Annotated in this window: 12 protein-coding genes; 7 read left to right on the top strand and 5 right to left on the bottom strand. The window is 70.3% G+C overall.

Going from position 1 to position 25,255, the window contains the following annotated elements; genetic code table 11:
• A complete protein-coding gene (locus tag A3IC_RS55710; protein WP_020552118.1) occupies positions 1-5,994 on the top strand; it encodes a non-ribosomal peptide synthetase in 5,994 nt (1,997 codons plus the stop codon).
• 284 nt (positions 5,995-6,278) lie between these two features.
• On the opposite strand, the gene A3IC_RS0121495 is transcribed toward A3IC_RS55710, so the two are convergent.
• The 3 genes from A3IC_RS0121495 to A3IC_RS55705 are packed head-to-tail and all read right to left on the bottom strand — an operon-like array spanning position 6,279 to position 16,443.
• Positions 6,279-7,475 (bottom strand): NAD(P)/FAD-dependent oxidoreductase, encoded by a 1,197-nt coding sequence (locus A3IC_RS0121495; protein WP_020552117.1) that lies wholly within the window; start codon positions 7,473-7,475, stop codon positions 6,279-6,281.
• On the bottom strand, positions 7,472-10,399 hold the full coding sequence (locus A3IC_RS0121490) for a non-ribosomal peptide synthetase (RefSeq protein ID WP_020552116.1): 2,928 nt from the start codon (positions 10,397-10,399) through the stop codon (positions 7,472-7,474). Before A3IC_RS0121490 ends, A3IC_RS0121495 begins: the two co-directional genes overlap by 4 nt.
• Complete coding sequence (locus A3IC_RS55705; protein WP_158696043.1) at positions 10,396-16,443, bottom strand: non-ribosomal peptide synthetase; 6,048 nt, start codon at positions 16,441-16,443, stop codon at positions 10,396-10,398. The genes A3IC_RS0121490 and A3IC_RS55705 overlap by 4 nt, the downstream gene beginning before the upstream one ends.
• A 429-nt stretch (positions 16,444-16,872) precedes the next feature.
• On the opposite strand from A3IC_RS55705, the gene A3IC_RS0121480 reads away from it, so the two are divergent.
• From A3IC_RS0121480 to A3IC_RS0121455, 6 genes are read left to right on the top strand one after another with little or no spacing between them, the layout of a single operon-like run.
• Entirely contained in the window at positions 16,873-17,202 is a 330-nt protein-coding gene (locus tag A3IC_RS0121480; RefSeq protein WP_020552114.1) for a cupin domain-containing protein, read from the top strand.
• A gap of 1 nt (position 17,203) precedes the next feature.
• Positions 17,204-17,758 carry a prephenate dehydratase domain-containing protein gene (locus A3IC_RS0121475; protein WP_052173684.1) on the top strand — a complete coding sequence of 185 codons (555 nt, stop codon included), beginning with the start codon at positions 17,204-17,206 and terminating at the stop codon, positions 17,756-17,758.
• The gene (locus A3IC_RS0121470) at positions 17,755-18,507 is read left to right on the top strand and encodes an RraA family protein (protein ID WP_020552112.1); all 753 of its coding nucleotides are present in this window, start codon (positions 17,755-17,757) and stop codon (positions 18,505-18,507) included. Before A3IC_RS0121475 ends, A3IC_RS0121470 begins: the two co-directional genes overlap by 4 nt.
• Positions 18,508-18,533: 26 nt before the next feature.
• A complete protein-coding gene (locus A3IC_RS0121465; RefSeq protein WP_020552111.1) occupies positions 18,534-19,505 on the top strand; it encodes a quinone oxidoreductase family protein in 972 nt (323 codons plus the stop codon).
• 57 nt (positions 19,506-19,562) lie between these two features.
• Positions 19,563-19,838, top strand: coding sequence for a chorismate mutase (locus A3IC_RS0121460; protein WP_158696042.1), 276 nt, complete (start codon positions 19,563-19,565; stop codon positions 19,836-19,838).
• Between the two features lie 38 nt (positions 19,839-19,876).
• On the top strand, positions 19,877-21,121 hold the full coding sequence (locus A3IC_RS0121455; protein WP_191864114.1) for a 3-deoxy-7-phosphoheptulonate synthase: 1,245 nt from the start codon (positions 19,877-19,879) through the stop codon (positions 21,119-21,121).
• An 83-nt stretch (positions 21,122-21,204) separates the two neighbouring features.
• Here A3IC_RS0121455 and A3IC_RS55700 read toward each other — a convergent pair whose 3' ends face one another.
• Both A3IC_RS55700 and A3IC_RS55695 read right to left on the bottom strand, forming a co-directional pair.
• Positions 21,205-21,981 carry a thioesterase II family protein gene (locus A3IC_RS55700; RefSeq protein WP_052173682.1) on the bottom strand — a complete coding sequence of 259 codons (777 nt, stop codon included), beginning with the start codon at positions 21,979-21,981 and terminating at the stop codon, positions 21,205-21,207.
• Positions 21,982-22,003: 22 nt separating this feature from the next.
• Complete coding sequence (locus A3IC_RS55695) at positions 22,004-24,577, bottom strand: non-ribosomal peptide synthetase (protein ID WP_158696041.1); 2,574 nt, start codon at positions 24,575-24,577, stop codon at positions 22,004-22,006.
• Between the last annotated feature and the right edge of the window lie 678 nt (positions 24,578-25,255).

Here is a 25,255-nt window from a genome sequence, read left to right as displayed (position 1 = left end):
ATGTACCGCACCGGCGACGTGGTGCGCCGCGGCAACGACGGCCAGCTCGAATACCTCGGCCGCAACGACGACCAGGTCAAGGTCCGCGGCTTCCGGATCGAGCCCGGCGAGATCGAAGCGGCCCTGGCCGAGCACCATGGTGTGGCCCAGGCCGTCGTCGTGACCCGCAAGCTGCGCGGCAACCCCCAACTCGTCGGCTACGTGGTGCCCACCGGCGACCGCAACGCGGACGCCGGCGACGACTTCGACCTGACCACGGGTGTGTCCGTCGACGAACTACGCAAGTTCGCCACCGGACGGCTGCCGGAGTTCATGGTGCCGTCGGTGTTCGTCCTGCTCGACGAGCTTCCGCTGACCCCGAACGGCAAGCTGGACAAGGCCGCGCTGCCCGAACCGGAGTTCACCGGGGGCGACTACCGTGCCCCGCGCACAGCCCGGGAGCAGGCCATCGCCACGGTCTTCGCCGAGGTGCTCGGTGTCGAACAGGTCGGTGTCGACGACGACTTCTTCGCCGTCGGCGGCGACAGCATCCGCTCCATCCAGGTGGTCTCCCGCGCCAAGGCACACGGCATCGAGGTCACCCCGCGGCAGATCTTCGAATACCGCACCGTGGCCGACCTCGCCGCGTTCCTGCACACCGGTGACCACGCCACCCCCGTCCTGGCCGGACTGGAGGGTGGCGGCGTGGGCACCATGCCGCTGCTGCCGGTCGCCCGCTACATCACCGAACTGGGCGGCGGCCACAACCGGTTCAGCATGTCCATGGTGCTCGAACTGCCGACCGGCATCGACGAGCGGAACCTGGCCGCGACGCTGTCCGCGGTCCTGGACCACCACGACATGCTGCGCTCGCGCCTGGTGCCGGGTGCGCGGCCGGAGCTGGAGGTCGCCGCGCCGGGCACGGTCGACGCGACGGCACTCATCCACCGCGTCAGCTGTGACGGTGCCTGGGACCGGGACGACCGACGGGAGCGGGTCAAGGCCGAACTCGACGCGGCCGCTGCACGGTTGGACCCGAAGACCGGCGCCATGGCCCGCTTCGTCTGGTTCGACGCGGGTCCGAAGACCGCCGGGCGCCTGATCGTCGTCCTGCACCACCTGGTGGTCGACGGCGTCTCCTGGCGCATCCTGCTGCCCGATCTCGCCCACGCCTGGGAGCAGGTCCGCGAGGGCCGGACGCCCGAGCTCGCCCCGGTCGCCACCTCCGCACGCCGGTGGGCACACGCCCTGCTCGAGGAGGCGGCACGGCCGAAGCGGGTCGCGGAGCTGGAGCTGTGGCGCTCGGTGGTCGAGGGGCCGGACCCCCTCGTCGGCTCGCGGGACTTCGACCCGGCCGTCGACCTGCGCTCCACCGTGGAGACCGTGCGGGTGGAACTGCCGCCGGCGGTCACCGAAACCCTCCTGACCACGCTGCCCACCGCATTCCACGGCGGTGTCAACGACGGACTGCTGGCCGGACTGGCCCTCGCGGCGGCGAAGTGGCGCAAGCGGCGCGGCGTGCACGAGTCCTCGCTGCTGCTGCGCCTGGAAGGTCACGGCCGTGAGGAGGCCGCGGCGCCGGGTGCGGACCTGTCGCGCACGGTCGGCTGGTTCACCAGCGTGTTCCCGGTCCGCCTGGACGTGACCGGCTTCGACCTGGAGGACGCGTTCACCGGTGGCGGCTCCGCTGGCGGCGTCGTCAAGGCGGTCAAGGAGCAGCTCAAGGCCATCCCGGACAAGGGCATCGGCTACGGCCTCCTGCGCTACCTCAACCCCGAGACCGCCGACGCCCTCGGTGCCCACGGCACCGGTCAGTTCTCCTTCAACTACCTGGGCCGTTTCACGGCGGACACCAAGCCGCAGAGCGCGAGCGGCACGGGTTGGACGGTGGCGGCGGACGCGGCGGACCTGGCCGCGGAGCCGGACGCGGACATGCCCGCCCTCGCCACGGTGGAGATCAACTCCTACGTCCTGGACGGTGCGCAGGGCCCGCGGCTGAGCGCCGAGATCGGCTTCCCGGCCGGTCTGCTCACCCGGGACGAGGCGCAGGAGTTCGCCGACCTGTGGCGCACGGCACTCGAGGGCCTGGCCCGGCACGCGGCCAAGCCCGGCGCGGGCGGCCTGACCCCGTCGGACGTGCCCCTGGTCCGGGTGAGCCGGCGCGACCTGGAGGCATGGGAGGAGGACCACCCCGGCCTCGTGGACGTGTGGCCGCTGACCCCGGCGCAGTCCGGCATCCTGTTCCACAGCGTGATGGCGGAGTCGTCGTTCGACGCCTACCGGATCCAACTCGTGCTCCACCTGTCCGGGGAGGTGGTTCCGGAGCGCATGCGGGCGGCAGGCCAGGCGCTCCTCGGCCGCTACCCCAACATGGGCGCCGCCTTCGTGAACGGCGCGGCCGGCGAGCAGGTGCAGCTCATTCTCGATCACGTTGAACTCCCGTGGCACGTGGCGGACGTGCGAGACCTGAGCGCCGACCTGCGGGACGAGGAGCTGGAGCGGATCCTCGCCGCCGACCACGCCGAGCCGTTCGACCCGACCGTGCCGCCGATGGTGCGCATGACCCTGGTCCGGACGCACGAGCGGCGCTCGGAGCTGATCCTCACCGTCAACCACGCCCTGTACGACGGCTGGTCGCTCTCGCACCTCATGCGGGACCTGATCCTGCTGTACGAGGCGGAGGGCGACGCCTCCGCGCTGCCGCGCGTGCGTCCCTACCGTGACTTCCTGGCCTGGCTCGCGCAGCAGGACCACGAGGCGTCGGCCCGGGCGTGGGCCGAGGAGTTGGCAGGTGTGACGGAGCCGACCATGCTGGCGCGCGTGGCCGCCACCGAACAGGGCGGCGGCCTGGGTCAGTTGGAACTTCCGCTCGGTGCGGAGACATCCCATGCCCTGTCCCGCCGGGCACGCGAGTTGGGCATCACCCTCAACACCCTGGTGCAGGGCGTGTGGGGCGTGCTCCTCGGTCACCTGACCGGACGTCAGGACGTAGTGTTCGGCACCACCGTCGCCGGCCGTCCACCGCAGCTGACCGGGGTCGACGAAATGGTCGGCCTGTTCATCAACAGCCTGCCGGTGCGCGTGCGGTACTCCGCACAGGAGACGTTCGCGCAGGTGCTCACCCGGCTCCAGGAGCACCAGACCGTGCTGATGGACCACCATCACCACAGCCTCAGCGAGATTCACGAAGCGGTCGGCCTGGGCACCCTGTACGACTCGATGGTGATCCTGGAGTCCTTCCCGGTCGACCGGGAAGGGCTCACCGAGGCACACGCCTCGGCCGGTGTCGCCGTCACCGGTGTCCGCATGCTCAGCGGCACCCACTACCCGCTGATGCTGGCCGGCACGGCCGACCCGCACCTGCGGCTCGGCCTGCAGTACCAGGACAACATGTTCACCGCCGATGAGGTCGAGCGGATCGGTGCCCGACTGGGGCGCCTCCTGGAGCAACTGGCCGCCGATCCGCACACCCCGCTCACCGACCTGGACGTCCTCGACGCGGCCGAACGCGACCTGGTCCTGCGCCGATTCAACGACACGGCGCGCGAGCTGCCCGAGCGCACCGTCACGCAACTGGTCGAGGAACAGGCCGCCCGGCGGCCCGAGGCGACCGCGGTGGTCTGCGCGGACCGGTCCCTGACCTACGGGGAGCTGAACGAGTGGGCCAACCGGCTCGCCCGCCACCTCACCGGGCAGGGCATCGGCCCCGACGACACCGTCGCCGTCGTTTTGCCGCGCACGCCCGAACTGGTCGTGGCCCTGCTCGCCGTGATCAAGACGGGGGCCGCCTACGTACCCATCGACCCGGGCTACCCGAGCACCCGCCTGGCGCACATCCTCGCCACCGCCGAGCCGCGTCTGATCATCACCGACGCAACCGCGGCCGGTGTGCTCCCCGAGCGGGACACCGAACTGCTGCACCTGGACCGCGCGGACGTGTCGGGCCGGCTCGGCACCGACCTCGACGACGGCGACCGGACGCGGCCGCTGCGGCCGGACCACCTGGTGTATCAGGTGTACACGTCCGGCTCCACGGGCCTGCCCAAGGGCGTGGGCATCAGCCACCGCAACCTCGTCAACGCCCTGGCGGGGCTGGCCGAGGACATCGGCGTGCCACCCGGTTGGCGGATGCTGGCGAGCACCTCGATCGGCTTCGACATCGCGGCTTTCGAACTGTTCGTCACGCTGACCACCGGCGGCAGCGTCGAACTCGTCCGGGACGTCCTCGCCCTGGCCGAACGCGACGCGTGGGACGTGGACGTGATCAGCTCGGTGCCGTCGGCCTTCGCCGAACTGGTCGACCAGCTCGGCGACCGCGTGCACCCCAAGTCGCTGGTGTTCGCCGGTGAGGCCCTGACCACCGCGCTGGTCGACCGCCTTCGGGCGGTCTGGCCCAAGGCCCGCATCGTCAACGGCTACGGGCCCAGTGAGACCTTCTACGTCACCTCGCACATCGTGCCCGAGGACGGCCCCGGAGCCTCCGGCATCCCGATCGGCAAGCCGCTGGGCAATCTGCGGGCCTACGTCCTGGGCCCGGGCCTGACTCCGGTCGCCCTCGGCGCGGTCGGCGAACTGTACATGGCGGGTACCGGGGTGGGCCGCGGTTACCACAACCGCCCGGCCCTGACCGCCGAGCGCTTCGTGGCCGACCCGTTCGGCCCGCCGGGGGAGCGGATGTACCGCACCGGCGACCTGGCTCGCTGGAGCGAGGACGGCGAACTCGAATACATCGGGCGAGCCGACTCGCAGGTGAAGATCCGCGGTTTCCGGATCGAGCCGGGCGAGGTCGAGGCCGCGGTGGCAGCGCATCCCAGGGTCGCCCAGGCCGCAGTGATCGCCCGCGCCGGCGCGGGCGGCAAACAGCTCGTCGCCTACGTCGTCCCGGCGCCGGACGGCGGCGAGTCGACCACCACCGAGCTGCGCGCCTTCGTGTCCGAGCGGCTGCCGGAGTTCATGGTGCCCTCCGCCTTCGTCACCCTGGAGCGGCTGCCACTGTCACCGAACGGCAAGCTCGACCACAAGGCGCTGCCTGCGCCGGAGCTGACCGGCTCGGCGGCCTACCGGGCACCGCGCACTCCCCAGGAGGAAGTCCTGGCGGGCCTGTTCGCCGACGTCCTCGGCGTCGACAAGGTCGGCATCGACGACAACTTCTTCGACCTGGGCGGCCACTCGCTGCGCGCCACGCGCCTGGTCGGTCGTATCCGCACGGTCTTGATGATCGACGTACCGATGCGGACCGTGTTCCAGTCCCCCACCGTCGCGGGGCTGGCCGCGCACCTGAACGGCGGTACGGAATCCGGCGGCCACACCGACCCGTTCGGGGTGGTGCTGCCGTTGAGGACGGGTGGCGACAAGGCGCCGGTCTGGTTCATCCACCCCGGTATCGGCCTGTGCTGGTCGTACCTGGGCATGGCGATGCAACTGGGCGACCGGCCGGTGTACGGCATCCAGGCCCGTGGCTTCGACGGCGCACCGCTGCCGGAGAGCTTCGAGGCGATGGTCCTGGACTACGTGGAGCAGATCCTCGGCGTCCAGGCATCGGGTCCGTTCCACTTCATCGGGCACTCGATGGGTGGCACCCTCTCGCACGCCATCGCCGCGGAACTCCAACGGCGCGGTCACGAAGTGCCGTTGGTGGTGATCCTGGACGCCGCCCCCAGCAGCAGGTTCGCCGAGCAGGACGTGGTCCTGGACCCGTCCCAGGCGCGAGATTTCCTCCAGGGCTACCTGCCGGGCGGACAGGACGACGCCGACCGCCTGGCCCTGATCACCAACGGTTCGTCCCTCATGGTCGAACACGTCAAAATGGTGCGGGAGTTCGTACAGCCCACCTACCGGGGCGACGTGGTCTTCTTCAACGCGACGCTCAGCCCGGAGCCGTCAGCCGACCTGTGGGAGCCGTACGTCCGGGGCAGCGTGCGGTCGTACGACATCGAGGCCACACACTTCGGCCTGACGGCGCCCAAGCACACGGTCGACATCTGCGCGATCGTCAACCGTCACCTCGAAGAGTAGGCACCGCCGGCCGACGCCGGGTACGCGCGCCCCGGCCGGTCGGTGTGAACCACACCGACCGGCCGGGGCCGTCGAGCCGGGGAGGCAGGCACCTGCCGCGGTGACACCCGGCGAGTGCCTTCGGTACGCACGACGAGCCCGGCCCACTGGCAGTGGGCCGGGCTCGTCGTGCGTACGGTGGTCGAGACCGGCTTCGCACCGGCTCTTCGGCGGTGAGTCCCGCCGCCTTCACATCCTTCACATTCCGACGACCGTGGCCGGCAGCCCGCGGCCACCGTGCCCCGTCACGTCGACGCGAGCAGGTCCAGCAGTTCGGGTGTGACGAACTCGTCCGCCGGACAGGCGCCCGACATCGCCGAGAAGTAGCGATCGGTGAGTTCGGCGCTGCCCGCGATCACCCGGAGCAACTCGATCTGGTGCTTGCCGGCCGCCAGGGCGGCGGTTTTGAGTGTGTTGCGGTAGTCGGTGACGAGCATGTCGTCGCGCTCCGCGGCAAACCTGCCCAGCGCGCGATCGAGCCGCTGCGGGTCGTGCAGCCCGTCGCCGACGCAGTCGACGAGGAGCTGAACCTGGCGGAAGGCATCCGTGATGCCGCGTGCGGTGATGGAATCCTTGTGATGCCCGGCATCTCCCACCAGCACCCATCCCGGTCCGGTGGCCTTGCGGAAGAAGTTGAGCTGGTCGCCCGTGCCGTGCAGGCGCTCGAGCATACGGCCGCCGGCCATCTGCTCACGCAGCTCCGGGGCGGTGTGTTGGACGGCGGTGAGCAACGCCCCGAGACCGTCTCCGCGCAACTGCCCGAACCGGTCCTGGGGAAAATACGCACCCACCAGCGTCGCGCCGTCGTTGGTGGGGATGGTCCCCACCCAACTGCCCGGCGCCTCGTGCAACCGGAAGCGCTGCGGCAGGTCCGACCAGTACGTGTAGTAGGCGCATGTCAGCTTGGGGTCTTCGATCTCGACCGGCGCGCCGACCTTGGCGGCCACCGTGGACCGCATCCCGTCCGCGCCGACGACCAGGCCGGCACGCACCGTGTACTCGGTTCGGCCCGATCGCACTCGTACCCCGGTCACCCGGTCACCGTCGAACGTCAGGTCGAGCACGGTGGACTCGTCGCGGAACTCGGCGCCCGAGTCGACCGCGGCCTGCGCCAGGAGCGAGTCGAGGAGATACCGACGGGGTGCGAACGCGGTCCGCACCCCGTCGACGGCCCAGGAGGACCCGTCCAGTCGGACATCCGCCACGGTGTAGCTGACCCGGTCGATCGGCGGGCATCCGGTGGCGACCACACCGGGCAGCACGTTCCACCGCTTGAGCAGCGCGACCCCGGGTTGGTGGATGAGCAAAGTGGACAGTGTGTCCCGGGGAAAACGCCCGCGTTCCAGGAGCAGGACCCGGTATCCGGCACGCGCGAAGTGCATGGCGGTGGGAGATCCGGCGACGCGGGCGCCCACCACGACGACGTCGTATGTGTCGTTCATCGCGAACCTCCAGCGATGTGGGCGCAGTCGAACTCGGGCTCCGGCAGGGCCGCCCGGTCGAGCTTGCCGTTGGGAGCCAACGGAAGACGGTTCAGCAGGACGAAGTCCGACGGGACCATGAACTCGGGCAACCACTCGGCGGTGAACCTGAGCAGGTCACTCGCGGAGAGCGTGGCCGTCGAGTCCACGTTCGGGTCGCCGGGGCCGTCCGTGTCGCCGAATCCCGGATCGCCGGCGGCCACCGGGACGACGTAACCGACCAGGCGCCGGCCGGACTCACCGTCGTGGGCCGTGACCACGGCCTGCGCCACCTTGGGATGCGTGGTGAGTGCGGCCTCGACCTCGCCCGTCTCGATGCGCACGCCGCGGATCTTGACCTGGGCGTCGTCGCGGCCGACGTACTCGTGGACACCGTCGTGGCCGGCCCGGACGAGGTCGCCGGTCCGGTACATCCGCGCACCGGCCGGACCGAACGGGTCGGCCACGAACCGGGAGGCGGTCAGGCCGCGGCGGCCGTGGTAGCCGCGGCCGATGAGTCCCGCGACGTAGAGCTCACCGACGATGCCCGAGGGCACCGGCCGCAGCCCCGGGCCGAGGACGTAGCACCGCATGTTGCCCAGCGGCGACCCGATCGGGACGGCGGGCCGCTCGTCCGGCTCGCCGAACGCGGTGAACGTCGTGGCGTAGAAGCTCTCGGTCTGCCCGTACGCGTTGATCACCCGCGCCCGGGGCGCCACGGCGCGCAGGCGGTGCACCAGGGAAGTCGGCAGCGCCTCACCGGCCGACACGATGGTCGGCGCGTCGATGCCGTCGGGCAACCGGTCGAGGACCTCCGCCAGTACCGACGGCACGATGCTGACGACGTCGCCCGACCAACCGCCGCGCTCTGCGATGACGAGTCCGTCGCGGACGATCTCGACGCAGCCGCCGACGGACAGCGGGGTGATGATCTCGAACACCGACACGTCGAAGTCGACCGAGGTCGCGGCGAGTACCCGCGACCCCGCGCGCACGCCGATGACGTCCGCGAGCCCCCGGACCCCGTTGACCACCCCGGCGTGCGTGATCACCACACCCTTGGGCGGGCCGGTCGACCCGGACGTGAACATGACGTACGCGGCGTTGTCCGGGCCGGCCGCGTCGATCGCACGATCGTCCGCGGTGTCGACGTCGCGATCGAGCAGCAGCACCGGTACGTCCGCGGGCAGCACCGACGCGGTCGCCCGGTCGGTGAGAACCAACCGCGGCCGTGCGTCGGTGAGTACCGCGCCCAGTCGTCTGCTCGGATACTGCGGATCGAAGGGCACGTAGGCGGCCCCGGACTTGAGGATGCCGAGCATGCCGACCACGAGTTCGGCCGTTCGCGGCAGCGCGATGCCCACCAGATCCTCCGGCCCGATGCCTCGGCCGGCCAACGCGTTCGCCACCCGGTTCGCCCGCGAGCGCAGTTCACCATAGGTGAGCGAGCCACCCGCACTGATCACGGCCACCGCGTGGGGATCCGTGTCGGCCTGCGCGTCGACCAGGCCGGGGACGGTGAGAGCGGGCACGGCGGACGTGGTGCCCGCGAACCGCGCGAGCAGCGGGTCGCGTTCGGCGGCGGTCAGGATGTCCGCGAGGGCCACCGGCAGGTCCGGGTCCTCGGTCAGCTGCCGCACCAGGCGCAGGTACCGCGCCACGATGTCGGCCGCCGTCGCGCGGTCGAACAGGTCGGTGGCGTACCCGAGTCGGCAGCGAAGTCCCCCGGTTTCCGGCTCTGGGAAGAGGGTGAACTCCAGATCGAACCGCGCTGTCCGGGTATCGAGCACTTCCAGCCGCGCGGTCAGGTCCGGCAGCTCGATGTCGATCGCGAAGTCGTCCTTCCAGGTGAACATCACCTGGAACAGCGGGTGATACGCGGTGGGCCGCTCCGATTCGACCAGTTCGACCAGGCGCTCGAACGGGGCGTCCCGGTTGTCGTACGCGCCCAGGGCCTTGTCCCTGACCGACTCCAGCAAGTCGCCGAACGAGGGGTCACCGGACAGATCGGCGCGCAACACCCAGGTGTTGGCGAATGTGCCCACCAGATCGTCGAGTTGATCGTCCGTTCGCCCGGTGATCGTCGACCCGATGGCGATGTCGGTATCCGCGGCGAGGTGCCGCAGCAGAGCCACCACCCCGGCCTGCATCACCATGGGCACGGTCACCCCGTGCGCCCTGGCCAGTGCCTGGACCGCCGCGAGTTCGGTGCGGTTCAGCGAGCCGTCCACGACGTCGCCGCGGTGGCTGGGGATCGGCGGCCGGGGTCGGTCGAGCGGAAGCCTGGTCGGCTGGGAGATACCGGCCAACTCCCGGCGCCAGTACTCGGCCTGCTTCGACAGGAGAGCGGCCGGATCGCTCTCGTCCCCCAGCAACTCCCGTTGCCACAGCGTGTAGTCGACGTATCGAACGGAAAGCTCCGGCCGATTCGGGGCTTCGGCCCGGACCCGCGCGGTGTACGCGGCGGCCAGATCACGGGCCAGCGGCGCCATCGACTCGCCGTCGAAGGCGATGTGATGGATCGACAGCACCAGCACGTGCAGGTCCGAGCGCACGCGCAGCAGCGTCGCCCGCAGTGGAAGGTGCACCGCGATGTCCGGTCCCCGCTCGGCGGCCGACCGGAGCGCCGCCTCCAGGTCCGGTTCGGCCACCTCGACCACGGGCAGGTCCACCACCGCCCGATCGACCGCAAGCACTTCCTGGTACGGCACACCGTCGTGGTCCCGCACGATACGGGTGCGCAGGCTCTCGTGCCTGACGACGACATCGTGCAGGGCGGCACGCAGCGCCGGGACGTCGAGACGTCCCGCGAGGTCGAGGCGAAGGGGCACGGCGCAGGTCGCCGACGGGTCCTCGAACCCATCGACGAACCACCACCGGCGCTGAGCGAACGACAACGGGATCACGACTGGGCGCTCCTGTCCATCCGTCGCAGACCTGGTCTGGTGGACTCACCGGCTTCCTTGACCGCGCGCGCCAGGTCGACGATGGCGGAGGACTGGAAGATCGTCCGGATCGAGACGGCGACGCCGAGTTCCTTGCGGATCCGGCTGCTGAGCCGGGTCGCCATCAGCGACGTCCCGCCCAGTTCGAAGAAGTCGTCGTCGATGTCGACGTCGTCGACCTCGAGTACGTCCGCGAACAACGCGCACAGCACTTCCTCGTGCCGGTCGCGCGGCTCGCGGCGGACACGCTCGGCCGCGTCCGCCGAAGGCAGCGCGGACACGTCGACCCTGCCGTTCGGCAGGCGAGGGATGTACGTCAGCGGAACGACGGCATCCGGGACCATGCAGCGCGGCAACCGGTCGGCGGCGAACCCGGCCAGTTCCCCGGCGTCCACACCGGCACCCACCACGTACGCGCTCACATGCGGGAGATCGGATCCGAGCCCCGCCACCGCGGCGACCTCGACCACCTCCGGGTGCTCGGCCAGCGCCGCTTCGACCGCGGGCAGGCTGATCCGTACGCCGCGCACCGACACCTGTCCGTCGGCACGGCCGACATGCTCCAGAGCACCGTTTCGCCCTCGACGCACCAGCTCGCCGGTGCGGAACATGCGAGCCGGGCCCGGACGGAACGGATCCGGGACGAACCACCGCGCGGTTGTCCCGGGCCGGCCCTGATAGCCGAAGCCGAGCGCCGGGCCGGCGACGTACAGTTCGCCGACTGCTCCCGGTGGCGCGGGGTGGAGGGTGTTGTCGAGCACGTAGAGCCGCACACCCGGCAACGGTGGGGCCGGCGAGACGTCACCGGACGCCCGGTCACCGGAACGCGGGGAGAGCGAGTTCGTGCGGCCGGTCTCACTCGCGGCGTACCCGGCCGCTCCCGTCGTCGGGTCACCCGGCACCTCGGGGTCGGCGGCGATCTCGACGCCGCCACCGACGCACACCGCGCCGAGCACATCGACCAGCCACAGGCCGAAGTCGCCGGTGAAGTCGGTGCGCAGACTTGCTCGCGTCGCGGCGTTCCCGACACGCGCGGCGAGTACCGCGTGGTCCACCGCAACGGTCCGGCGACCGTCCGGGTACCCCCACGTCGGCAGCAGCGCGGCGATTTGCCCCGGGTGCACCGACTCCGGCGCACCCGCTCCGGCCGCCGGCGCGGGCAGCTCGGTGAGCAGCACGTCCGCGTCGTCGTCCGGGGCCACCAGACAGCCTCCCGCGCGCAGCACCGCGACCAACGCGATCACGACAGCCGGCGAGGCCGGCAAGCGGACCGACACCGTGGTTTCCCGCCCGACACCACGCTCGGCCAGCACCCGCGCCACCGCCGTGGCCCTGCGGTCGAGTTCCCGGTAGGTGAGCGAGTCCCGGGCTCCCCGCACCGCGACGGCGTCCGGTGTCAGCGACGCCCGTACGTCCAGCAGCGCGAGGACCGTCTTCGCCACGGGCGGGGCATCCTCGGCGGCCGCGATCGTGCGCTCGGCCGGGAAGAGGGCATCCACCGCACCGGCGCGCAGCACCGGGTCCTGCGCGATCCGGCGCAGTATCAACGCGAACCTGGCCGCGATGTCGGCCGCCGCCGCCCGGTCGAACAGGTCCCGCCGGTACTGCACGCAAGGGCGCAGCGGGCTGTCCGGCTCGGCGAACACCATCAGGGCCAGCGGATAGTGGCTCACCGTGAAGGAGCGGATCCCCACCACCTGCAACCCGGCCGCGTGACCCGCGGCGGCGATGCCGGTCCGGTCCAGCGGGAACGACTGGAATCCGACCACCGTGTCGAACAACGCCGTCACGCCGGAGGCCTGGTGCAACTCGCTGAGTCCGTGGTGGTGATGGTCGAGCAGCGTGGCCTGCCTGTGTTGCAGGTCGACGACCAGTTCGGCGAGCGTGCGGGCGGGATCGCAGTCCAAGCGGACCGGAACCGTGTTGAGGAGCATGCCCACGATCGCGTCCACGCCGGGCACCGCGGGCGGGCGTCCGGAGACGACGGCTCCGAACAGGACGTCGCGCCGACCGGTCATCCTGGACAGCAGCAACGCCCACGCCGTCTGGACCAGGGTGTTCACCGTCACCCCCAGCCGCGCGGCACACGCGGCGATCGCCTCGGACTCGGCCGCGGTCAGCGTCGCGTCCACCTGCCCGATTCCCTCGCCGCCGCCGGTGTGGCGTCCGTCGTCGATCAGCGTCGGCTCGTTCACGCCGTCGAGTTCACGCGCCCACGCGGCCGCCGACTCGTTCGGGTCGCGCTGCACACGCCACTCGAGGAAGTCCCGTTGGCCGCGTGCCCTCGGCAGCCGCGCGGAGTCGGCACCGTAGTGCAGCAGCAACTCCCGCACGATCAGCGGAATGGACCACCCGTCGACGATCGCGTGGTGTGCGGTAAGGACCAGGTCCGCCACTTCCGGTGTGCTGTGCACGAGTGTCATCCGCAACATCGGAGGCAGCACGGGGTCGAAGTGTTCCCGCAGGTCGTCGGCGAGCAGGCGCTCGAACGCGGTCGTCCGCGCGCTCTCGTCCAGGTCACCGAAATCGACCACGCGCCAAGGCAGTTCGGCGTCGGCGAGGATGAGCTGGACCATCTCCCCGCGGCCGTCGGGGGCGAAGACCGAGCGCAGGCCCGGATGCCGTGCCAGCAGTCGCTGCCCGGCCGCGCGCATCCGCGCCGGATCGATCGGCCCCAGCAGCCTGAGGACATACTGCACCTGGTAGGCGTCGAAGCCGGAGTCGACCACCATGCTGTGGAACAGCAGGCCCGACTGCAGCGGCGTCAACGGCCAGACGTCCACCAGGTTCGGGTGCCGTTCGGCCCACTCGTTCAGGTCGGCCTGCGTGACCGACACCAGCGGTACGTCCGAGGGCATCAACCCATGCACGCCCGGGGTGGCCGCGTGTTGGGCGACGCCCGCCAGCGCGGCACTCCACAAGCGCGCGATCTCCTCCAACTCCTCGCGGGCCAGCACGCCCGAGGGCGCGGCGAACACCGCGCGCAACTGCGGTCCCCGCTCCGTGTCCACGAGGCTCGCGTTGATGTCCAGCTCGGCCGGCGCGGGCATCCTCGGGTCCTGACCGGCGTCCAGCTGCGCGAGCTGGGGCACCTCGACCCGGCTCCAGGCACCGGTGTCCGTCGGGGCGAAGCGACCGAGGTAGTTGAAGCCCACCTGGGCCATCGGATACTCCTGGAGCACCGCCGCGGTGTCGTCGTTGAGATGGCGCAGCAGCCCGTACCCGACGCCCTTGTCGGGGACCGCCCGCAGGCGCTGCTTGGCCAGCATGACCGCCCGGCCCGCGGCCGGGCCGCCCGCGAGCGCGTCGGCGACATCGATGTCGGCGAGATCGAGACGAATCGGGTACACGGTGGTGAACCACCCCACCGTCCGGGACAGGTCGGCTCCCGGCGCCGCGCCCTCCTCCCGGCCGTGTCCCTCCAACCGGATCAACACGGACGACTCGGCATCCCCTCCGGCTCGCCGCCGAGCGGTCAGCGCCAGTGCCAGCGCGGCGAGCAGACCGTCCATCACCTCGCCGCGGAACACCGACGGCACCGTGGTCAGCAGCGCCTCGGTGACCGGGACCGGCACGGTCACCGGGACGTCGATCACGGTGGCGACCACATCGGTCGACGGGTCCAGTCGACGCGTGCCCAGCAGTGGGTCCGGACCGGCCAGGATCGAGCGCCACAGCGGCAGTTCGGCCAGCCGTCGCGGGTTGCGCGCCTCGTCGGTCATCGCGTGTGCCCACCTGCGCATCGAGGTGCGCACCATGGGCAACCGCGGTTCGTGTCCGCCGCGCACGGCGGTCCACGCGTCGGCGAGGTCGGACTGCAGGACACGCCAGGACACACCGTCGACGACAAGGTGGTGCAAGACCACGAGCAGCTTGCCCGTTCGGCCGTCGAACCAGACGAAGCGGGCGAGCGCCCCCGAGGACGGATCCAGGCTCATGGTCGCCCGGTCCAACTCCCGTGCCAGGGTCGGGTGCCAGGCCGGGTCGGCCTCGTCGATGCCGTCGACCCGGTCGATGGCGACCGAAACCGTACCGGCGGGCGCCACCACGATCTCGTCTCCCACCAGGCGGGCCCGCAGCATGTCGTGGTGGTCCACCACGGCCAGCAGGGTCGCGGTCAGACCCGCCTCGTCGACCCCCTCCGGCAGGGACACCACCATTGCCTGCGCGAAGCGGTCGAATGCCGGTCCCCAGTCGCGAATCCACCGCGCGACCGGCAGCAACGGCATCGACCCGACGCCGCCACCATCGAACTCGTCCAACGCGTCGGCCGGCGCCGCCGCAGACCGCGTCGCCGCGAGCTCGGCCAGTGCGGCCACCGTCCGCAGCTCGAAGACATCCCGGGCGCTGAGGTGAATGCCAGCCTCCCGCAGGCGCGAAACCACCTGGATCGACTGGATGCTGTCGCCACCGATCGCGAAGAAGTCGTCGTCGACACCCACCTCTTCGAGCCCGAGCACCTCGGCGAACCGCTGCGCGAGTGCCGCCTCCGTGTCGTCACGTGGGGCCTGGTACGCCACCTGCCGCAGCCGGGGCGCCGGCAGCGCCGCGAGATCGGGCTTCCCATTGGGAGTGAGGGGAATCCGGTCCAGCGGCACGAACGCCGCCGGGACCATCGCGGAGGGCAGGAGCCGTGCCGCGAACGCGCGCAGGTCGCCGACCGAGAAGGTCGGCTCCAGCGCGAGGGCGCCGTAGGAGTCGCTCGACACGCCGCCGGAGCGCTCGGCTCGCTCCTTCGGGACGACGTACGCGACGAGTTGCTTGCTCGATCGTGTCTCGCGGGCGACGACCACCGCGTCCGCGACGCCGGGATGCGCGGCCACAACGGCCGCCACCTCGTGGGTCTCGATGCGCACGCCGTGGATTTTGACCTGGGTGTCGGCCCGGCCGTGGAACACGAGCGTGCCGTCCGCCGACCGGGCCACCAGGTCCCCGGTGCGGTACATCCGGGCGCCGGCCGGCCCCGACACGTCCGGGACGAACCGGGCCGCGGTCTCGCCCGGGTTGCCCAGGTAGCCGCGGGCCAGCAAGAGGCCGGACACGTACAACTCGCCCACGGTGTCCGGCGGAACCGGGCGCAGCGCGGCGTCCAGGACGTGTACCCGCGCACCCGTGATGGCACGGCCGATGGTCGGCATCCGGCCGTCGGCGACCAGCGGGTCGCTCATGGTGGCGCACACGGTGGTCTCGGTGGGCCCGTAGGCGTTGATCATCTTCCGGTCGCCGGCCCAGGCTTCGACGAGATTCGGCGTGGTCGCGTCCCCGGCGACTACCAGGTACTCGACGTCGGGCATCGCTTGGGCGGGGAGCGTGGCCAGCACCGGCGGCGGCAGCGTCACGTGGGTGATCCGGCGGGTCGTCAGGGTCTCGGCGAGCGGGCGGCCCGGACCCAGATCCGCGTCGTCCGCCAGTACCAGCGTCGCGCCGGAGAGCAGCGCCATGCACAGCTCCCACACCGAGGCGTCGAACCCCGGGGAGGCGAACTGGAGTACCCGGCTGCCTTGGGCGACGCCGAGTCGATCGGCGTGTGTGGCGGCCAAGTCGGCGAGTCCACCGTGGGTGACCGCCACGCCTTTCGGCCGGCCGGTGGAACCCGAGGTGTAGATGACGTAGGCGCTTTGCGCCGGCCTCGGGAACGCCGGCATCGGGGCGTTTCCGTCGAGCTCGTCGAGCCCGAGGGTCGGTACCGCCACATCGGGCAGCTCCGGGTGGGCGGACTTGTCCGCCAACACCAGCGTGCAGCCGGACCTGTCGATCATGTACGCCAGGCGCTCGGCCGGGTGCGCGGTGTCCAGGGGTAGATATGCCGCGCCGGCGCGGAACACCCCCAGCAGCGCGGTCACCCAGTCCACCGATCTGCGCAGGGCGATCGCCACGATGGATTCGGCCCGCACGCCGGCGGCGAGCAGCCCACGAGCCACCTGTTCGGCTCGTTCGTCCAGCTCTCGGTAGGTCAACGACGTGGAGCCGTACTCCACGGCCACCGCATCGGGTGACGTCGTCACCCGAAGGTCGAACAATTCCGGAAAAGATCGTGCGCCACCGTCGGCATCGGTGCCCGGTCGTCCCACGTTCCCATCCCCCACGGTTCCTCCCTCAACGTTGCCGTGCGACGGGCTCCGCAGATTCCCGGTCATGGCCTGGCGGAGTAGCGAACTCAAAACAGTGCAAATTGACCGCCGAATCCGATTCGACCAGCGTACGAACACGACTGCTCAAGCTGTCAAGGAATGCACGCCGACGGCCTTCCGATAGCGAACGGTCGACCGCAGGGAGCTTGCCTGGTGTCCTGTTGCCGGGACACCCGACGGTACGCTCTCCTGGTAAATCCGCGGGAGACGGACCCGATCGGAATTTCCCGAACCACATCGGGCCGCACTTTCATCCACCCATTTCGGCCGTAGCGCACCTCGACGACCCACGGGAGTAATAAAATGGCAGCGAAGAAGCACCGCTCGGGCACCTCGGTGATCGCCGACATGTTCCCGAAGGCGCGCCTGGAATTCATCCACGGCGACACGATGACGGTCACCCTGTGGCAGTTCGAGCAGGGCGGTGACGTGCCGCCCCACCAGCACCCGCACGAGCAGATCGTGCACTGCCTCGAGGGCCTGTTCGAGGTGACGGTCGACGGCGAAGTCGTCGTGCTGGAGGCGGGCGAATCCGTGATCATCCCCGGCGGTGCCGAACACGCGGCACATGCCCGAACGGCCGCCCGGGGAATCGATATCTTCCACCCGGTACGCGAGGATTACCGACTCTGAAGTGAAGGGAACATTCGTGCCCATCAATAACCGCCGCCTGCAGGTCCACACGCTGGGACCGACAGGCACGAACTGCGAAGCGGCCGCACAGTACTACCTGGAACAGAACAACCACAAACAAGGCGACGTCGTTCTGTACGAGACCCTGGAAGAGGCGCTCGACGGCGTTATGACAAATCCGGCCGACAGCGTACTGCTCGGTTGTGTCGTCTACCCGAAGCTGAACGAGATCGTCTTTCGGAACCTCAAGGCGATGTCGTTGCACGAATGCTTCATGATGCCGACCCACCCGATGGTTCTCGCCGCGCGCGGTCACGGTCCGGTACAGAAAGTGCTGAGCCACCCGGCGCCGGTCAACCTCATCGAGGACCGCGGCTACGACATCCGGCTCGTGACAAGCAACGCCGCGGCCGCGCTGGAGTGCGCCGGCGGTTCGGCGGACGCGTGCATCACGACCAGTGTCGCCGCCGAGGCGAACAACCTCGAGATCCTCGAGGACTTCGGCCCGGTGCGGATGGGCTTCAGCATCCACGTGCCACACGGAACCACGCTGTGACGGCGGGCATCGACGACCGGCGGCTCGACACCGACGCCGAGGCGCCGCGCGACGAAACCCACGCCCTGGTCGCGAAGACGGTGCGGGAGCACGGCATTTCCACCGCCACGATCGCGGACGTGCTCGACGGGTTGGGTATCACCAACCGGGTGCTGGACTCGCGGCTGCACCGCGTGTCGGGCGGCGACCGGTTGTTCTTCGGCGCCGCGTACACCGTCGGCTGGGTGATGGTGCGCAAGGGCCCGAGCATCGTGGCCGCCTCTCCGAGCACATGGCAGGAGGTCCGCGACTTCCTGGTACCCGAGGTCGTCGACGGCCGAGGCATGGTCTACGTCGCGGGCTCCGGGCCGCTGATCACCGACGCCGCGCTCGCGGGCGGCCTGTCCACGACCTATCTGCTCGAACAACTGCGGTTCGAGGGGATCGTGTTGGGCGGCGCCATCCGCGACCGAGACGTCGTCGAGCAGAGCACCCGTCCCGTCGTCGCGAGCAACTTCGTCCCGACCGACACCCAAGGCGCGTACCGCGTCGAGTCGGTCGGTGGCACCTGCCTGGTCGAGCACGTGCTGGTGCACACGGGGGACTGGGTGTTCTCCGACGGCAACGGCACGGTGGTGGTGCCGGCGGCACGCCTGCACGAGGTGCTGGCCGCGGCCGCGACCACCGGATGCACCGAGCAGGACGTTCTGCGGCGCATCCGGGCCGGCGAGCGACTGCCGAACATCATCGACGAGGTCGGCACCATCTAGCCCCGACACCCGACAAGGAGGCCGCAATGCGTGCGGTCGCGGTATACCGGCATGGCGGTCCCGAGGTACTGACACCGACCGAGTGGGACACGCCGGTCGCCGGTCCGGGCGACGTGCTCGTCGACGTCGCCGCCATCGGCGTCAACTACCACGAGACCTACGAACGAAGCGGCCTGTACCCGCGTGAGCTGCCCTACGTCCCCGGACGTGAGGTGGCGGGGACGGTGGCCGCCGTCGGGGCCGACGTCACCGACCTCTCGGTCGGTGACCTGGTGGCAACGGCCGACGTGCCGACGCCCGGCGCCTACGCGGAACAGGTGGTACTGCCCGCCGACCGGGTCGTGCGGGTGCCCGAGGGGGTGAGCGCCGAACAGGCCGCGGCGGTGCTGTTGCAGGGCCTCACGGTCCACGTGCTCACCCGGGACAGCCACCCCGTACGTGAGGGGGAGACGGCTTTGGTGCACGCCGCGGCGGGCGGTGTGGGGCTGCTGCTCACCCAGGTGCTGCGCGCGCTCGGCGTCCGTGTCATCGGAACCGTGTCCAGCGCGGCGAAGGAGGAGGCGGCGCGGCAGGCAGGGGCGCACGAGGTCATCCGCTACACGAAGGTCGACTTCGCCGCCGAGGTCGGCAGGCTCACCGGCGGCGGTGGCGTGGACGTCGTCTACGACGCGGTCGGCAACACAACCTTCGAGGGAAGCATCGCCTCGTTGCGTCCCCGGGGCACTTTCGTCCTCTACGGACAGTCCGGCGGCAAGATACCGCCCATCGACCTGAGCACCGGCACACGCGGCTCGATCAAGCTGACCCGCCCCTACCTCCCGGACTTCATCGCGACCCCCGAAGAACTGCGGGCTCGCGGCGCCGCGGTGTTCTCCTGGATAGGCCGGGACAACCTCAACGTCCACATCGGACGACTCTATCCACTGGCCGACGCCGGCACCGCGCAGGCGGACATCGAGCAGCGCCGCACCATCGGCAAGCTGCTGCTGAAGCCCTGAGCGAAAACCGTGCACACACCCGACCCGCGGCAACCGCACGACACAAGGGGGCAAGACGTGTTGGACTCAGAGACCGAATCCCTAGCCGGAGTGGACATCCGACTGTCCACAAGAGAAGCGCGTACCGACATCGACAACCTCGACCTGGGCATCATCAGCCTGTTGCGGATGCGTCGTGAAGTGTCCCAGCGCATCCAGCAGGCTCGCCGGCAGGCGGACGGGCCGAAGTTCGACTCCGGCCGGGAAGCCGACATCGCGGAGGTGTACCGCTCCTACTTCGGAGACAGCGGCGACGAGGTCGCGGCCGCCGTCCTGCGGGCCTGCCGGTCGTGACCGCCGCGACGAACACCGCGCTCAGCGGCGTCGATCCGCTGCATCTGCCGGTCGAGAACCAGCAGCCGAACTGGCGCGACCTCGACGAACTGGCCGATGTGGTACGCGCATTGGGCAGTCTGCCCGCGCTGGTGTCACCCGGTGACTGCGACGAGCTCCGGCTGCGCCTGGCCGCGGTGGCCCGCGGTGAGGCGTTCCTGCTCCAGGGCGGCGACTGCGCGGAGCTGTTCGCGGGGCCGCTGATCGAGCCGACACAAAACAAGCTGCGCTGCCTCGCGGACATGGCGGCGGTGCTGACCTCGGAGTCCGGGCTGCCGACCCTCACCCTCGGCAGGCTCGCCGGACAGTACGCGAAACCGCGCTCGATGGGCACCGAGACCAGGGGCGACCGGGTGGTGCCCGTCTACCGGGGCGACGCGGTGAACGAGCTGCGTTTCGACGCCGAGGCGCGTACCGCGAACCCACAGCGTCTGCTCGCCGCGTACCGGGCCGCGGATCGCGTCCTGTCCGACATCCGGCGGCTTCGCACCAGGAACCACACACTGTTCACCGACCTCGGCGGCGACTTCTTCACCAGCCACGAAGCGTTGCTGCTGCCCTACGAGAGCGCGCTCACCAGGGTCGACCCGGCTTCCGGACGGACGTACGGCCTGTCCGGTCACCTGCTGTGGATCGGCGAGCGGACGCGACGACTCGACGGGCCACACGTGGCCTTCGCGGCCGGCGTGCACAACCCGGTAGCGGTCAAGATCGGGCCGACCACGACCCGCACGGACATCGCGGAACTGATCGAACTGATCGACCCACACAGGGAGCCGGGCCGGCTGACGTTCATCACCCGCCTGGGCGCGGATGCGGTGCACGACCGGCTGCCCCCGCTCGTCGACGAGGTGATCACCCGGGACTCGCCGGCGATCTGGGTGTGCGATCCGATGCACGGCAACACCTTCGCGACCGCGGACGGCACCAAGACTCGTCGGTTCGAGGCGATCCGGGCGGAGGTCCGTGGGTTCATCGAGGTCCACCGGGCGATGGGTACCCACCCGGGCGGCCTGCACCTGGAGTTGACCAGCCGCGACGTGACCGAATGCGTGGACGAGCACACCCCGGTGCGCGAGCGGGATCTGCACCTGCGGTACGAGACGGCCTGCGACCCGCGCCTGAACCGCGGCCAGGGGCTGGAGCTGGCCCGGTCGATCGCACCACTGCTGCGCCCGAGTGCTTCGAGTGCTTCGAGCGCTTCGGGCGGGGAATTGTTGCGGAACGCCGCCACGCTCGGCTGAGCACATACTCGTGATATCCGACAAAGACGCTGCACGGGCGATCCGCCCGCGCAGCGTCTTTGTCGGTTGGTTCGGCAGCGGTGCTATGTCCCCAGCAGGGTCCGGCCGACGAACCCGGGGACGTCGTTGCCTTCTTCGGTCAGGTAGAAGTGACCGCCGGGGAAGATCTCGGTCGTGAACGACGCCGAGGTGTACTCGCTCCACCCCACAACGGTTTCCAGCGGGGCCCGCCAGTCGGACTTCCCGACGAGCGCGGTGATCGGGCTGTCCAAGGTGGGTACGGTGGCGACGCGGTGGCGCTCCCAGAGCTGGAAGTCGGCGAGGACGACCGGTACCAGCTCGTCCATGACCTCCTGATCCGCGCTCACCTCCTCGTCGAATCCGCCGAGGCTGAGCACGGCGGCGTGGAACTCGCGCTCGGGGAGGTCGTGCAGCTTGGGCCCGGCCCAGATCACTTCGGGCGTGGACTGCGCGGACACGAACAGCCGGGTCGGGCAGGGGCCGCCCTGCGTCTGCAGCGCCCTCGCCACCTCGAAGGCCAGCATCGATCCGCACGAATGCCCGAAGAAGGCGAACGGCCCGGTGAGCACGGGGCGCAGGTCCGCGACGATCTCCTTCACGAGTCGACCGACGTCGGTCGCCGGCTCCTCGGCGATCCGGTTCTGCCGGCCCGGCAGTTGCACGGCCGCCAATTCGATGTCCTGCGGTAACGCGCGCGCCCAGCTCGAGTACGCGTTGGCACCTCCGCCCGCGTGGGGGAAGCAGACGATGCGGTGCCGTGCCTCGGGTCGCCGCGCACGCCACAGGTAGCGGTTCTCCGGGACCAGACGTCCCTTGAGGCCAGGTCTTTGGGTGCGCACAATGCCCTCCGCGAATGTGGAATCAGCAGGATTGGTCAGCAGGTGCGGCGTCCGCTGCCGCTTCGTCGCTCAGTGCCGCGATGGTCTGTAGGCGGAACAGGGCCTTGGCCGAGATCGACACACCCGCGGCCCGAGCCTTGGCGACGACCTTGATCCCGAGGATGGAGTCGCCACCGAGTTCATAGAAGTTGTCGGTCACCCCGACGCGATCGATGTCGAGCACGTCGGCCCAGACCTCGGCGAGCACACGCTCGTCGTCTGTTCGAGGCGCGACGTAGTCCTCGGCGTCGGCGATACGCTCCGGGGCCGGCAGCGCGGCGCGGTCGACCTTTCCGCTCGGGGTGAGGGGGAACTCGGCGAGCGGCACGACGACCGCGGGCACCATGAACTCCGGGAGTCGGTCCCCGACGAAGTCCCGCAGCGCGGCCGGCTCGGGCCGGCGTCCCGGCTCGGGGCGAACGTAACCGACGAGGCGCTTGTGCTCACCGTCGTCGAGCACGATCACCACGGCCGCTTCGACGTCCGGGTGTTGCTGGAGCACGAGTTCGATCTCGTTCGGCTCGATCCGGAAGCCGCGGACCTTGACCTGGCGGTCGATCCGGCCGACGTACTCCAGCGCGCCCTCCGCCGACCAGCGCACCAGGTCACCGGTGCGGTACAGCCGATCTCCGGGTGTCGTGCCGAAGATGTCGGGCAGGAAGCGTTCCGCGGTCAGGCCCGGACGGGCCAGGTAACCCCGCGCGACCCCCGGCCCACCGATGAACAACTCGCCGACCACACCCACCGGTACCGGGTTCAGCCGTTCATCGAGCACGTGAACGCTGGTGTTCACGACCGGACGGCCGATGGGCACCGTGCGGTGCTCCTCGATCCGCTCCACCAGGTGCCAGGTGGCGAACGTGGTCGTCTCGGTGGGCCCGTAGCAGTGGATCAGGCGCTGCGGTGGACCCGCCGCCAATGCCTGCGCCACCCGGTCCGGATTGACCGCCTCACCGCCGAAGAGCAGGTGGCGCAGCGTCCTGAACGCATCCGGCTGCGCGGCGACGACCTGGTTGAACACCGCCGTCGTGAGCACGAGCGTGCTGATGTGATGCCGAGTCAGCGCGTCCGTCAGCGCCTTGGGGTCGAGCATCGTGTTCTTGTCGATGACCACCATCCGAGCACCCGCGACCAGCGGCCCCCAGATCTCGAAGGTCGCCGCGTCGAACGTCGCGTCGGCACCCTGGGCGACGACGTCGTCGGACCGCAGCGGGATGTAGTCGGCCTCGCCGAGCAGTCCGGTGATCGAACGGTGCTCGACCACGGTCCCCTTCGGCCGGCCGGTCGAGCCCGAGGTGTAGATCACATACGCCCCGTCCCGCCCGGAGACCGGGATGGCCGGCGGCTCAGTGGGCTGCGCGGCCAGTTCGCGTTCCTGTTCGTCGATCGCGACGAAGTCTGCGTCGGTGGCCTCACGCAGTTTCCCGACCAGCGCGCTTTCCGTTACGCACACCGCCACGTCGGCGTCGCCGAGCATGAAGTTCAGCCGCTCGGTCGGGTATCCGGGGTCCAACGGCAGGTAGGCGCAGCCGGCACGAAGGACCGCGAGCAGTGCGGTGACCAGCTCCGGGCCGCGCGGCAGGCACACGGCGACGACATCACCGCGCCGAACCCCGGCGGACACCAGCAGGTTGGCGAGTCGGTTGGCCCGGGTGTCCAACTGCCCATACGTCACGGTGTCCGTGCCGGCGACGACCGCGACCGCGTCGGGCTTCGCCCCGGCGCGCTCGGCGACCAGCTCGTGCACGCACGGCCATGCCTGCAACTCCACCTGGTTGACGCCCCACTCGCCGAGCAGTGTGTGCCGTTCCCGCTCGTCCGGCAGCGGAAGATCGCCCACCGGGCGCTCCGGATGACGCACGGCGGCCGTCAGCAGCACCACCAGGTGCCGGGCCAGCCGCTGGATGGTGGCTGCCTCGAACAACCCCGGATCGTAGGTGAGGGTGCCGACGAGTTCGCCCGTATCGGTCGACCGGCAGTCGATGGTGAGGTCGAACGGCTGAGGTACCTCGACGGGGCCGGGGTGCTCGTCCCGCAGCACCAGCAGCACCTGAGGCAGGGGAGAGCCGGCATCGACGCCGTGGGGTCCCGGCGCGTCCGCAAGATCGGAAAAGGGCAGGTCCGCGTTGGCGACCGCGTCTTCGACGAGCGGGGCGTTTCGCTCGATCAAGCGCGTGAACGGGTCGTCCGGCCGGATCGTCGACCGCAGGACGACGACATTGACGAAACGAGCGTCCGGTCCATCGAGTGTGCGGCCGGTCGCCACGGTGGCCACAGGAATGTCCTGCTGCCTGCCGTAACGGGAGAAGAGCACCTGGGAGGCGGAGAGCAGGGCGGTGAACAGCGTTCCGCCGACCTTGCCCGCCAGGTCGTTCAGGGTCTCGACGACCTCCGCCCGCACCCGGAACTCGACGGCGGCGCGCGCCGTGCCGGCCGTGGTCGGCCGCGGCCGGTCGGTCGGCAGCCGCAACACCGGAAGGTTGTCGAGCCGGTCGAGCCAGTAGCGCCGCTGTTCGGCGAGGTGAGCCTCGGTGAGCCGGGCGCGCAACAATGTCACTGTTTTCCCTTCGCGTTTATTGCCTGCGACAAGCCCGGCGCGCAGCGCCAGGGCAGCCCGGCTCGTGAGTTCCGCGGTTTCCGACGCGATCGCACGCGCAATTCCGCGACGACGTGCTCGCGCAGGGCACCCTGAACCGCATCTCGACAAACTCTTCCCGAAGCAGTTCGAACACGCCGCCGGTACGGGTGGCCGAGAATTGAAAGTCGCAAGCCCGCGGGCGAAACGATTCGATGATGTCACCACCCGGCACCACTGCGAACCGCGAGGCCGGCGCCTTTCCTGAAAATGCCGCCCGGGGAATCCGACGCGATCTGGTCGTCGTGGTCGTGCAGTCGGTGTTCCCCGAGGTCACCGCGTTGCCGCACCGGCTTCATGACGTAGTGCCGACGCTATCCAATGTCGGTTGACCACGGTAGTGAACCAATCGTGATCGATCAATCGGCACGATGGAACGACACCGTCGGTGATCTCCCATCTGTCTCGTCGACAGGACAGACCCCACGAACTCGACCGAATACTTGACGGACCTTTGCACCCGTGCCACGGTCTCAGCGGGAGCGTAATCGACGTTTAACCCCGGCCGGCCGAGTCCGCCTGCAATCGGCGCCGAACTTCGGACGCCGCGTGGCGTCGGCGAACGTCGGTCGAATTCCGCGGTTCCGATTTCTTGCAAAT

This window comes from Embleya scabrispora DSM 41855 (assembly GCF_000372745.1).
GTDB lineage: Bacteria > Actinomycetota > Actinomycetes > Streptomycetales > Streptomycetaceae > Embleya > Embleya scabrispora.
Note: the sequence above shows the minus strand (reverse complement) of the source record. Positions and strands in the feature narration are given on the sequence as shown.

Coding starts and splice junctions, on each gene's coding strand:
- A3IC_RS55710 (WP_020552118.1), top strand. CDS start 1: ATGTACCGCACCGGCGACGTGGTGCGCCGCGGCAACGACGGCCAGCTC.
- A3IC_RS0121480 (WP_020552114.1), top strand. CDS start 16,873: ATGGCAGCGAAGAAGCACCGCTCGGGCACCTCGGTGATCGCCGACATG.
- A3IC_RS0121495 (WP_020552117.1), bottom strand. CDS start 7,475: ATGAACGACACATACGACGTCGTCGTGGTGGGCGCCCGCGTCGCCGGA.
- A3IC_RS0121465 (WP_020552111.1), top strand. CDS start 18,534: ATGCGTGCGGTCGCGGTATACCGGCATGGCGGTCCCGAGGTACTGACA.